Annotated in this window: 10 protein-coding genes; 7 read left to right on the top strand and 3 right to left on the bottom strand. The window is 63.8% G+C overall.

The annotated features are described in order from the left end of the window. Positions 1 to 147: 147 nt before the first annotated feature. Positions 148 to 504, bottom strand: coding sequence for a DUF427 domain-containing protein (locus tag NKF27_RS03315; RefSeq protein ID WP_045992174.1), 357 nt, complete (start codon positions 502 to 504; stop codon positions 148 to 150). Between the two features lie 410 nt (positions 505 to 914). Here NKF27_RS03315 and NKF27_RS03310 point away from each other — a divergent pair, with 410 nt between their 5' ends. Then, positions 915 to 1,640 (top strand): hypothetical protein, encoded by a 726-nt coding sequence (locus tag NKF27_RS03310; protein WP_253029022.1) that lies wholly within the window; start codon positions 915 to 917, stop codon positions 1,638 to 1,640. Positions 1,641 to 1,875: 235 nt separating this feature from the next. Next, entirely contained in the window at positions 1,876 to 3,096 is a 1,221-nt protein-coding gene (chrA, locus tag NKF27_RS03305) for a chromate efflux transporter (protein WP_253555336.1), read from the top strand. Positions 3,097 to 3,193: 97 nt separating this feature from the next. On the opposite strand, the gene NKF27_RS03300 is transcribed toward chrA, so the two are convergent. After that, a complete protein-coding gene (locus NKF27_RS03300) occupies positions 3,194 to 3,910 on the bottom strand; it encodes a DUF3581 family protein (RefSeq protein WP_045991757.1) in 717 nt (238 codons plus the stop codon). Positions 3,911 to 4,168: 258 nt separating this feature from the next. Between NKF27_RS03300 and nhaD the strand changes: the two genes are divergently transcribed. From nhaD to NKF27_RS03275, 5 genes are all read left to right on the top strand, one after another. Continuing rightward, complete coding sequence (gene nhaD / locus NKF27_RS03295; protein WP_045991758.1) at positions 4,169 to 5,647, top strand: sodium:proton antiporter NhaD; 1,479 nt, start codon at positions 4,169 to 4,171, stop codon at positions 5,645 to 5,647. 259 nt (positions 5,648 to 5,906) lie between these two features. Further along, entirely contained in the window at positions 5,907 to 6,419 is a 513-nt protein-coding gene (locus NKF27_RS03290) for a substrate-binding domain-containing protein (RefSeq protein WP_231498441.1), read from the top strand. After that, positions 6,388 to 7,593, top strand: a complete 1,206-nt coding sequence (locus tag NKF27_RS03285; RefSeq protein WP_253029024.1) for a hypothetical protein — start codon at positions 6,388 to 6,390, stop codon at positions 7,591 to 7,593. The genes NKF27_RS03290 and NKF27_RS03285 overlap by 32 nt, the downstream gene beginning before the upstream one ends. Then, a complete protein-coding gene (locus NKF27_RS03280) occupies positions 7,593 to 10,454 on the top strand; it encodes an EAL domain-containing protein (RefSeq protein WP_253555335.1) in 2,862 nt (953 codons plus the stop codon). Before NKF27_RS03285 ends, NKF27_RS03280 begins: the two co-directional genes overlap by 1 nt. Before the next feature lie 105 nt (positions 10,455 to 10,559). Then, positions 10,560 to 11,369: a PEP-CTERM/exosortase system-associated acyltransferase gene (locus NKF27_RS03275; RefSeq protein WP_253555333.1), complete on the top strand. Its 810-nt coding sequence runs from the start codon at positions 10,560 to 10,562 to the stop codon at positions 11,367 to 11,369. A 68-nt stretch (positions 11,370 to 11,437) separates the two neighbouring features. Here the strand turns inward: NKF27_RS03275 and NKF27_RS03270 are convergent, their stop codons facing one another. Continuing rightward, positions 11,438 to 12,565, bottom strand: a complete 1,128-nt coding sequence (locus NKF27_RS03270) for a DUF3541 domain-containing protein (protein WP_253556402.1) — start codon at positions 12,563 to 12,565, stop codon at positions 11,438 to 11,440. Between the last annotated feature and the right edge of the window lie 19 nt (positions 12,566 to 12,584).

The raw sequence follows: 12,584 nt of genomic DNA, 5'->3' as shown, positions 1-12,584 counted from the left end.
AGCCTGACAGGGCTCTCTATCGTCAGGTGGCATGGGTCGCAAGCAATGGCTGCTGGCCTTCGAGGCCCAGGAAGTGCCTCTGGCGCTATGCTGACCAACTCCTGACCGCCTGCCTGACAGGGCTCTCTATCGCCAAACGGCCCCTCTTCAGGATTCGACGCTGGCGGTCGCCACCCTGGGATCGAATACCAGATGGGCGCGGATCGCCTGGACGCCATCGAGGGGTTGTTCGTAGCTCCACACCGAATCTTCGTAACGGCGGCCGTTGACCTCCACATGGAAGTAGCGAGCGTCACCCTTGAACGGGCAGTGGGTGCGGGTGTCGCTTTCCACCAGACGGCTCATGTCGACGTCGCTGCGAGGCAGGTAGAGACGTGGCGGGTAGCCCGGTTCGGTGAGTTCCAGCGCGTGCAGGGTGTCGGCCAGGACCTGGCCTTCGACGTCCACTCTTACGCGGGTGGTCAAGGGGTAGATCGAGATTCGCTCCGTACGGGGGGTATCCATCGGCAGCATCCTCTGCGTGTCGGGAAGATGACGGTCTCGTCGAGTGCTGGCGAAGACCGAACCGGATTCCCGGGTGCCCTGCGCGGGCCCATTACGAAGAACCCCCGACGCCATCGCCTGCTCTCAAATTTCCATGAATCACAGTACCACGCCTGTAGAACACACTTTCAGCGTACTTTTTGCTGATTCAGCCTGACGCGCCGATTCAGCACAGCACTATCGCCCAGAGCTAGTGAGTGCTTATTAAGTGGCATCCGATATCCAGGTTTTTTATGCTAAGGACCGAGCGTGCGCTGAAATTCGGGCGTCGCTCTTGTCATGTCGTCCGTCCATTCGACTGCCCCCCTCGTTCGACTGACCTGGTGTCTCATTCGCCCCGTCGCCATCCAACGCTCATCCAAGGACATCCGATGCCCCCCTTTGCACGTACCTCCCTCATTCTGGCGCTTCCTCTGCTGACCACCGCCTGCGCCGGCATGTCCACCAGCAAGCCTGCCGTGGCCCAGCAGCTCGACTGGACCGCCGCTCCGGTCTATTCCACCCTGACCCTGAGCGCCGGCTTCCAGCCGGATCCCCAGACCCTCGACGTGATGGCCGGCGGCAATACCCGGGCCAGTGTGGTCAGCGCCGACTGCGCCGGCTTCGTCAATGCCGAGGCTCCGGATGTGGACATCAACTACACCGCCGGCAGCTATCCGCTGAAGATCGCCGCCACCTCGGCCAGCGATACCACCCTGGTGGTCTACGACGCCAGCGGCATCTGGCACTGCAGCGATGACGCCGACGGCACCGATCCGGCGGTGGTACTGACCTCGCCCCCCAGCGGCAACTACAACGTCTGGGTCGGCAGCTACGATGGCAGCGGCCAGCTGGCACCCGCGACCCTGGTGGTATCCGAGTCGCTGTCCACCAGCAGCGCAGCGTCGGCCGGCGCCTCTGCCAGCGCATCGAGCAGCTACGTCGGTGGCGAGATCGAGTGGGGCGACGACGGCAGCCAGTGGAGCCACGACGGTGAGTGCGATGATCCTCGCTTCGCCGGCCCCGGCGTTGCCAGCGGCAATATCGAAGCCGATCGTTTCCACGACGCCAGCGACTGCCGCAGTCTGTATGAACAGGGCCGCCTCTACCTGCGCTAAGGCTTGCCTGAAAAGTGCCTGCGCTGGCTCACTGGCGGGATGGGGCCCTGGCCGAAGGGCCTGTCGGCGAGAGTGGAGGTTGAGTTGAGATAGAGTGGAGATTGGGTGGAGACAGAGCACAGACAGAGAGGGGGCATGACGCCCCCTGTCCATGCCACCTGCCTTCCGTTATCTCTTTTCATTTCACTGTCACCTCGAGGTGCCAGACTGGACTGCCACTTCTCGCGGTGACGTCATGGAACACAGCCCTCAACAATCGCAACAACCCCTCCGACAACAGCCGCGACGCCACCTGGATATCTTTCTGACCTTCCTTGGCCTCGGACTGACGTCCTTCGGCGGTCCGGTCGCTCATCTCGGGTACTTTCATCAGGTCTTCGTCAAGCGCCGGGCCTGGCTGAGCGAATCCGCCTACGCCGAACTGGTGGCGCTGTGCCAATTTCTTCCCGGCCCGGCCAGCAGCCAGGTGGGGCTTGCCATCGGACTGATCCGCGGCGGCCTGGTCGGCGCCCTGCTGGCCTGGCTCGCCTTCACCCTGCCCTCGGCACTGGCGATGATGGCCTTCGCCTACGGTGCCGGTGCCATGGACGGCGCCCTTGGCGAAGCGCTGATCCACTCGCTCAAGCTGGTCGCCGTGGTGGTCGTCGCCCAGGCCCTGACCGGCATGGCCCGCAGCCTCTGCCCGGATCTTCCCCGTGCCGGGATGGCGCTGGTGGCGCTTGCCATCATGCTGGTCGTCGGCGGCATCGGCGCCCAGGTGGCGGTCATCGTGCTGGGAGCCCTGGCAGGTCTCCTGCTGCTGGAAGGCGCGACGTCAACGTCGAACGACGACGCTGGCGTGCCGGCACCATCGCTGGCGTCCTGGGCGAGTCCCGTTGCCCTGGTGCTGTTCGCGCTGCTGCTGGGAGGGCTGCCCCTGCTGCACTGGCTCTCGCCCAACGCCTGGACGACGCTGGCCGACGGTTTCTATCGCGCCGGCGCACTGGTGTTTGGCGGGGGCCATGTGGTGTTGCCGCTGCTGGACGCAGAGGTGGTCGGCCGCGGGCTGGTCTCGATTCAGGAGTTTACGGCTGGCTACGGCGCCGCCCAGGCTGTTCCGGGACCGCTGTTCACCTTCGCCGCCTATCTGGGCAGCGTTGCCGGCGGCGTGTGGGCGGGCGCCCTGGCGCTGGTCGCCATCTTCCTTCCCGGGGCCCTGCTGGTGATCGGGCTGTTACCGGCCTGGCAACGGCTCGGCCGTCGCCCTCGCCTGAGGGCAGCCATGAGCGGTGCCAACGCCGCTGTGGTCGGGCTGCTGGGGGCCGCCTTCATCGATCCGGTGTGGCAAAGCGCCATCGTCTCGACCCTTGACGTGGCGATCGTAGTGGCAGGATTCGTGCTGCTGAAGCGGCTGCCGGTGTGGGCACTGGTGCTGGCGTTTCTGGCGTTGGGGCTGGTCAGGGGGCTGCTGGGCTAGGGCTTGGCTGGTACGAAAGGTGCCTGCCTGCCCATGAAGAAAGTGTCGCTCCCGACGCCGGCGATACCAGCAGCCGGCCGTCAGGTCCGGCCCGGACTCAGCAGGGAGTGCCGGCGTGATCCCGCTTCAACTGGTAGAACTGGTCGACGATGTCGTCCATGGCCTCGGCGTCATAGGGACACAGGCCACTGACCACCAGCTTCTTGCCACCATGACCGATACTTTCTCCAGCGGCGTCGATGGCGAACTCGAGGTGCACGTCACCGCGCTTGCCGATGACCTCCAGGCGGGAATCCAGCAGCCGTAACGCTGGCGCCAGCGCATCCAGTCGCGTCAGCGAAAAGCCCATGCTGTCGTAGATCACCAGCGGCCGCTTGGGATTGAACATGACACCGCAGTCTTCCATCAGCGGCTTCATGTAGTGAGGAAAGTTCTTTCCCGAAAACGCCACGTAGCAGCGCGTGAAGGCTTCGACGACGCTCTCGTCGAAGGTCACCTCTCCGCGCCGTTCGACCTCCAGATAGCACTTGCCGTCATCGTCCAGCACCCGTATCACTCGGTCGCCTTCCTCGCGAAAACTGAGCGCCCGATCCGCCCCCACCATGGCGAGAAAGCGAAAGTTCATGTGCGGCGACAGTCCGAAACGCTTCAGCACCAGAGCGAACAACAGGTCGCCCGGTACGCAGAACCGCCGTGCGCCCGGTGTGTGAATGGGGTTGAAGTCGCCGGCTATGCACTTGGCGAAGCGGCTCGCCTGGTCAGCGGAAATCACGATGCGATCATCGACGCAGGAGTGGTAGTCATCAAGAAACATGGAACAGGCGCCTGGCTGAAACTGAAGATGGAGCTCCCGGAGGCTCTCCAGGCGAGCATGATGCCACAGAACCTGCCGAGATGAGCACCGCCGGCATCAACTAGCACAGATTCTTGCCCCGACAACCGGACAGGGCCTCACTACTCCTACCAAAGGTGCATTCCAGCGCGCCTTTGGCAGCATATTGCAGTGCAAAACGCTGTGGTAGTCTCGACGTCGATTTCTCCCTTTCTCATTCACTTTCAGGATGACATCGTCATGCATAATTATGACAACAAGAGGATACGACGACCGGGTCGCTGGCTCGTCCTCGCCGCTCTGCTGCTGATGGGGCTCACCCTGGCGGGAGCCAGCCAGGCGGTGACCGGAGAACTCGACCTCACCGGCTCCTTCGCCGGCTTTCTGGCGGTGGCCATCTTCGTGCTGGCCTACGCCCTGGTGATGGCGGAAGAAAAGCTGCACATGCGCAAGTCCAAGCCCGTGCTGGTGGCGGCAGGCCTTATCTGGGCGCTGATCGGCTGGACCTACGTGCAATCCGGTATGCCGGATGAGGCCGAGCATGCCTTCCATATGACGCTGCTGGAATTCTCCGAGCTGATGCTGTTCCTGCTGGTAGCGATGACCTACATCAACGCCATGGACGAGCGCCGGATCTTCGATGGCCTGCGTTCCTGGATGGTCCAGAAAGGCTTCAGCTACCGCACCCTGTTCTGGCTCACCGGCGGCCTTGCCTTCGTCATCTCGCCGATCGCCGACAACCTGACCACGGCGTTGCTGATGTGTGCGGTGGTGACCAAGGTGGCCGAAGGTGACAAGCGCTTCATCAATCTCTGCTGTATCAACATCGTGGTCGCAGCCAACGCAGGTGGCGCCTTCAGCCCCTTCGGCGACATCACCACCCTGATGGTCTGGCAGGCCGGCCTGATCGAATTTCAGGAGTTCTTCGAACTGCTGATTCCCTCGCTGATCAACTTTGTGGTCCCGGCGGTGGTGATGAGCTTCTTCATCCACAATCGCACCCCGGACAGCCTCGAGGAGACGGTGGAGCTCAAGCGTGGGGCACGCCGCATCATCGTCCTGTTCCTGCTCACGGTGGCCACCGCCGTTGCCTGCCACACCCTGCTGCACCTGCCGCCGGTGCTGGGCATGATGACCGGACTGGGCTATCTGCAGTTCTTTGGCTTCTATCTGCGCAAGAGCCTGCCCAAGTCGCTGGACCGCAAGCGCACCGTCTATACCCAGAAGGGCGACTGGAAGAAGCTCGAGCAACTCGGCAGCGTGGTCCCCTTCGATGTGTTCAACCGGGTCGCCCGGGCTGAGTGGGACACCCTGCTGTTCTTCTATGGTGTCGTCATGTGCGTTGGCGGTCTTGGCTTCATGGGCTATCTCGGACTGCTGTCTGACGTGATGTACAACCAGTGGGACGCGACCTGGGCCAATATCGCGCTCGGTGTCATTTCGGCGGTGGTCGACAACATTCCGGTGATGTTCGCGGTACTGACCATGGAGCCAGAGATGTCCCACGGCCACTGGCTGTTGATCACCCTGACCGCTGGCGTCGGTGGTAGCCTGCTGTCGATCGGTTCCGCCGCTGGCGTCGCGCTGATGGGCCAGGCACGCGGCTATTACACCTTCATGGGCCACCTGCGCTGGGCCCCGGTGATCGCGCTGGGCTATGCCGCCAGCGTCGCGGCGCACCTGTGGTTGAACCAGGCCAGCTTCGCCATTCAGGGCTGAATCCCGGCCGTCCCTCTCTCTGCCATGCCACCTTCGCAAGCACCACATCGCCTTGCGTTGGTGGCATAAACTCTTTATTACCTCTCTTTTCCCCCACAGTGACTCACCTTAGGATAAGCTTGTTAATGCACAAGCTGGGCGCATTTGATGCGTAACGACATCTGGCTATCTACCTATAAAGAGCGTTTTTCTGCGGCCAAGCCCAAGAAATGCGACGTCGCAAGGAAGCCATGCAGGGAATCCGGAGCACTATGACACAGTGGATGCCACTCTCCAGGTGGCGATTGTCCTCCATCGAGGCTGCAGAGAGGCTGCGTTGATGCGTCGGTTATCTCTTCGCCTCCTGTTCTGCATCTGGACGGTCCTGATCTCCGGAGGGCTGGCCAGCACGGCTGCGTGGGGAAAGACCGCAGACGAGGTGGTGGTCATTTCTCATCCTGGCCTTGCCCTGAACGAGCTCGACCGCGATACCTTGCGGGCGATCTTTGCCATGCGCCTGCGCACCTGGCCCAGCGGGCAAGGCGCGGAGGTGTACGTCCTGGCCAGTGACGACCCCGTCCACGCCACCTTCGTCAAGGAATGGCTGTCTGTCTATCCTCACCAGTTGCAGCTGGCCTGGGACCGCATCGTCTTTTCGGGTACCGGGCAGGCGCCACATCGTGTGCGCAGTCAGCAAGACATGATCGACACGGTGGCCACCACCCCCGGAGCCATCGGCTACATCGAAAGGGAGTATCTGGATGAGCGCGTCCAAGCCATTGCCAGGGATTAGGTCGGTGGGATGCCGCCTGGGGCTGTTGGTGCCGCTGCTGCTGGTGTCCACCGCACAGGCGTCCCCCCTGGACACCTTCCAGGTGCACGGTTTTCTGAGCCAGGCGCTGGTGATCACCGACGACAACAACATGTTCGGCGACAGCAGCGATAGTGGCGGCAGCTGGGACTACACGGAGCTCGGCATCAACGCCTCCATCCGACCCACCGAGAACCTGCTGCTGGCCGCCCAGGCCCTGAGCCGGCGCGCCGGCGAGGTCGACAACGGTTCGGTGGAACTCGACTACGGTATCGTCGACTGGCAGATGCTGTCCGACCGCGATCGCACCTTCGGCATTCAGGTCGGGCGCTTCAAGAATCCCTTCGGCTTCTACAACCAGACCCGGGATGTGGCCTTTACCCGCCCCAGCATTCTGCTGCCGCAGTCGATCTATTTCGACCGCACCCGTTCCCTGGGGCTGTCTGCCGATGGCGTCAGCCTCTACCACGAAGAGCGCATCGACAACGGCGTGATCCATGCCCAGCTGGGTGTCGGCCAGGCCCAGGTGGATGACGATGTGGAAGAGGTGCTGGGTCTCGATGTGTTACCCGGCTCCTTCGACGCCGACACCTCGGCGGTAGGCCAGGTGCGCTACGAACACGACGGCGGTCGCATGGTATTTGCCGTCAGCGCGGCTTCGGTCAAGGCCGACTACGATTCCCCCGGTGCCTTTCCCGGAGACGGCAAGCTCGATTTCCAGCCGTGGATCTTCTCTGCTCAATACAACGCCGAGCTGTGGAGCCTGACCGCGGAGTACGCGCTGCGCGACGTCAGCCTCACCGGCTTCGACGCCTTCGAGGACAACGAGAACCAGGGTGAAAGCTGGTACGTGCAATATCGCCGGCGCTTCCTCGACGACTGGCGCTGGCTGGTCCGCTACGACAGCCTGGTCAACGACCGCGACGACCGCAACGGCACCGACTACGAACGCGAAGGCCGTGGTCCGGCCCACTCCCAGTACGCCAATGACTGGACCTTCGGTCTACAGTGGCAGCCCCATTCACGGGTCATGCTGGCGGGCGAATATCACTATGTGGACGGGACCGCCTGGCTGCCGGTTCAGGATAATCCAGATCCTGAAGACACCGAGCGACGTTGGAACATGTGGCTCTTCCAGCTCTCGTTGAGGTTCTGATGCCGGTTACCAGCCCGTCACGCCCCGAGCGCCTTCGCCTGGGCCTCACATGGCGAGTGGTCACCCTCACCAGCCTTTTGCTGGTGGCGTTGGCAGTGCTGTTCACCTACCTGTCTCACACCAACCTGACACGTCAGTTCACCGCCACGCGCCAGGAGCAGATCGAGCGCCAGCAGCGTGAGCTCGAGTTCGCCATCCGCCGTTCGGAAAAAGGGTTGCAGCAGCTGGCGGGACTGATCGCGGCCTCGCCCGACCTGGGCCCTGCGCTGGAGCAGGGGGCCCCGCCGTCACCGCCCGAGGCGCTGTCCCCTGCGTTGGCCTCACTGTGGCCCTCGCTCCAGCTGGAGGCGGGTATCGAACAGATGCTGGTCTACGATGATCGCACCCGTGCGGTCATGTCGCTGGGGCTCGAACCAGGCCAGTCGCCGCCGCCTCATTATCGGCGCTGGGTGGAAAGCGTCATGTCCCGGGAGCTCCCCCTGTCGCCGCTCGAGTGCTCTCCCGAGTGCCGCCAGTACGCCGTGGTCCCGATACTGGCCGACGGCGGCAGCGCAGGCACCCTGCTGCTGTCTCGCTCGTTGGCGGACGTCGCCCGCCAGACTCGCGAGATATCCACCAGCGAGGTCGCCCTGATCAGCGTCGATACCAGCGCCACCGAAGCCGCCTTTGAACCACGTCGACTGGACGGCTGGAAGGGACGGGTACAGGCGGTGACCAACGCCTCACAGAGCCTGCCGCTGCTGCACCAGGCAAGCCGAAAAGGTTCCCTCGAGGCATTGGCGCAGGAACCCCTGCGCCTCGAACAGCAGGGACGTCATCTGGAGCTTTCCGCCGTCCCGCTGACCTCGTCCTCCGGGGCTCGTGCACCCGCCTATTTCGTGCTGATCTCGGACATCACCACCCAGATCCATGCCATCCAGCTCGATACCCGGACCCAGATGATGGCCAGTCTGTTCGGCTGGCTGTCTGCCGAACTCCTGCTGCTGGCGATCCTGCTGCGTCCCATGGCTCGACTGCGCCGGGTGGCCTCGGTGCTGCCGCCGCTGGCCAGTGGTGGCTTTTCCCAGGCGCGCGAAGCCTTGCCGCTGGCGCCACGTCGCCTGCCGGACGAGATCGACGTGCTGGAATCCAGCACCCTGACCCTGGCCGACAAGCTCGAGCGCCTGCAGCGCCAGGTGGCTCAGCGGGGGGATGAGCTGGCACGTCGTATCGATGAATTGGCCAGGGAGCGGGACTTTGTCAGCAATCTGATCGATACCGCCCAGGTGCATATCCTCACGCTGGACGAAGAGGGGCGCATCGACATGGTCAACGACTACCTCAAGGACCAGCTCGGCTGCCCCTCCCAGGAACTGCTGGGGCGTCGTTTCGACGACATCTTCGGCGCAGGCCCGGGGGACAGCGAGCCCAGCCAGCCCTTGCATCAGGAAGAACGCACCCTGACCCTTCCCGATGGGGAGCCACGCACCATCATCTGGTACCACAGCCCGCTGAAGAGCGGTGCCAAAGCCTCCCTGGCACGCATATCGGTGGGACTTGATATCACCGAGCGCAAAGCCGCCGAGGCCAGACTGACCTGGCTCGCCGAGCGCGATCCGCTGACCGAGCTCTACAATCGTCGCTTCTTCCTGGAGTCGCTGCGCAAGGCCCTGGCCCGAGACGAGCAGGGCGTGGTCATGCTGCTGGACCTTGACCAGTTCAAGGAGGTCAACGAGCTCAGCGGCCATCATGCCGGGGATCGCATGCTGCATACCGTGGCCCGCCTGCTGCAGCAGGAGTACGCCCACCGAGGGGTCATCTCGCGCCTCGGCGGCGACGAATTCGCCCTGCTGCTGCCTGGGGTCGACGACGACCACGCGATCCGCGTCGCCCAGCACCTCAACCAGTTGTTCGAGAGCCTCGGGTTCGTCGCCGAAGGACGTCGCCACCGGGTCACCGCGAGCATCGGCATCGTCCCCTTCCCCACCGAAGGCGCCACCCCCGCCGACCTGATGGCCAGCGCAGACGTAGCCATGTACAAGGCCAAGGCCAGCAACCTGCAACGCTGGCACCTGCTGGCCACTCTGGAAAATGCCCGGGATGAGCTCAACGAGCGTGTCTACTGGGTCGACCGTATTCGCCGAGCCCTGGTGGAGGGTGACTTCGTGCTGATGGTGCAGCCCATCGTGCGGCTGGAGGATCGCTCGATCCGCCACTACGAGGTGCTGCTGCGCATGCGCGACGACGATGGCAGCCTGATATCACCGGCACGCTTCATCCCAGTGGCCGAACATTCAGGCCAGATCGTGGCGATCGATCGCTGGGTGCTGCATCACTGCGTGCATGCCCTGGCGAGGCTCGAGGGCATCAGCCTGGCGGTCAACCTGTCGGGACAGTCGCTCCACGACGAAGGGCTGAAGCAGTACCTGGCCAACCTGCTGACGGTCAGTCAGGCCGATCCCCATCATCTGGTGCTGGAAGTCACCGAGACCGCCGCCGTCACCGACTTCTCCACCGCCCGCGGGGTGCTGCAGAGCGTGCGTGATCTAGGCTGTCGGACCGCGCTGGATGACTTCGGCGTCGGTTTCTCGAGTTTCCACTATCTGGGCCAGTTGCCGGTGGACTATATCAAGATCGATGGCTCCTTCATCCGCAGCCTGGCGACCAATCCCGACAGCCGTGTCATCGTCAAGGCGGTGTCGGACATCGCCACCGGCTTCGGCAAACAGGCCGTGGCGGAGTTCGTCGACCAGGAGGCGCTGGTTCCGCTGCTGTCGTCCTACAACATCACCTATGGCCAGGGGTATCACCTTGGCCGTCCCGTGCCCTTCAAAGAGGTCTTCGCCTTCGATCCGGTGATCGACATCGATTCGGTAAACTAGTGCATATTGAATGGGTATTATCATAGACAGGGTGTACCGGAGCAGGGAGCCGGACGCCCGCCGGGCCTTTACGGCCCGGCTATAACAACACGGAGGTGATTTCCCATGCCAGCAGCAGACACCGAGAGGCCATCGCGGCAACAGCGCCTGCTGGAGCAGTTCGCCGACCAGTTCCGGGTGATCCTGGTAAAGACGGTCGCGGACAGGGAGCGGGTCTATTCGCTGCGCCATGACGTCTTTCTACGTGAGCTTCACTACGCTCTGCCAGGCGACAGTGACAAGCAACAGGAGCATGATGACTTCGATGAACAGGCCATCCACTGCCTGGTCGAACATCGCTCAAGCGGTCTCGCGGCGGGCTGCGTGCGACTGGTATTTCCCCCCGTCGATCGTCCGGATGACCTGCCGGTGATGAACGCCACCCGCAGCGTCTTCACGGCGCCTTCGCTACATCCGCGACAGCACGACGGGCGCCAGATCGCCGAAATTTCTCGCCTGGCGATCTCGCGGCTTTTCCGGGCCCCAAGCAAGGGCGAAGAAACGCTGCCGGTACAGTTTCCTCCGGAGGAACGCCAGGCATTTCCGTTGATCGTCACCGGCCTGTTCTTGAGCGCCCACGCCCTTGCCGGCCTGACCACACGGCGACACCTCTACGCCCTGATGGAGCCTCCCCTGGCGCGGCTGTTGACCCTGTCCGGCTTTCGTTTCCAGCCGGTGAGCGACACCATCCACTACTGCGGTACCCGGCGTGCCTACTACATCGACAACGAATGCGCCGAGCGCGAACGCAATCCGCTGCTGACGCCGCTTTACCTTCGTCTGCACGAGTCACTGGGGGCCCAGTTGCCCGCCACCCGGGACCACCTCGACGGACTGGGGAGCCTGTGGCGCTCGACGTCGAGCTGCCGGGTATAGCGAGGCGTCGGTCGAGTGTCTGGCCTCTCGACCCGACCCTTGAGCGGACTTCCGACCCGGCCTCCAACTCAGTCCTCTGGCGACGTAGCCAGGGACCGCCCAGGCAGTCGGCAATCACGCTCCTCGGAGATGTCCTTGAGGACCAGCCGGGGCCCTGAATACAACCGCCCGTCCCACCCCAGCGTCATGATCGCCAGCACGTTGCGATGCTCACCTTCGCCCAGATCGAACCCGCCGTCGGTGGCGGGCAGGATGCCCGACTGCGGATCCCGTCGTGCCAGCAGCGCTTCATGCAGCACCGCCACCAGCGGATGATCGGCCTGCCCTGCCAACTGCAGCGACAGCGCCACCTCGGCGATGATATCGGCCTTGACCTGCAACAACGCTTCTCCCTGGCCGAGCAACGCCGCCACCGCCCAATCGAGCTCGCCGTCGGACAGCATCCGCTGGTAGTAGTGGCTCGCGGCGATGATGAAGTGGGTCAGGCCGTAGACCCAGTTGCGATATTCCGCCGGTGACAGCTCCTCGATCCGCCCGGGTGGATAACGGTCACGAAAGGCCTCGACAAGCTCACCGCGTAGATCGACGATCCCCAGCTGGGCCAGGAAGGCGGCCTGGTTGGCCACCTGGGCGGCATACACCGACACCACCTCGGGGTCGGTCAGAAAGGCCCGCCAATCCACTGCGCCCACGGCCTGCTCAAGCGAGCGCCGATCAGCCTCGGAAAGTTGTCCAAGCAAGCCGTGGTAGCGGGCCTGGGCCAGCCGAAACAGGATGCCCCGAGGCAGCATCATGTCGACATGTTCCGACAGCATGGCCTTGCGCCGACGCTGCTTGGGGCTGGTCTCGGGGTAGGCCGCCAGCAACTCACGATTGCGCTGGCGAAGCCGGTCACTGTCCGCGACGGTGAAGGCGTCACGCGCTAGCTGATCGAGCAGACGTCGGCCGTAGGCATGATTGGAGCACAGGTAGGCAGGATCACCGGTCACCCGCCACAGCCGCTGGGCGTAGTGGCGCTGCTTGTCGGCGGGAATAAGGTCGAAGGAGGTTTCATAGACGGCACGGATCTCGGCGGCGGCGCGTGCGCAGTCAGCACAGGCAGTCCTGACAGTGAGCGCCGACTCGCTGCCAGCGCCGGCCGAGACGCTGTGAGCCCCCACCGATACGGCCAACCCCGACGCCAGCAGCAGCACCATAAGCACAGCCGCAGCTCGC

Source organism: Halomonas sp. DN3 (assembly GCF_024137905.1).
In the GTDB taxonomy this organism is placed as follows: Bacteria; Pseudomonadota; Gammaproteobacteria; order Pseudomonadales; family Halomonadaceae; genus Halomonas; species Halomonas litopenaei.
Note: the sequence above shows the minus strand (reverse complement) of the source record. Positions and strands in the feature narration are given on the sequence as shown.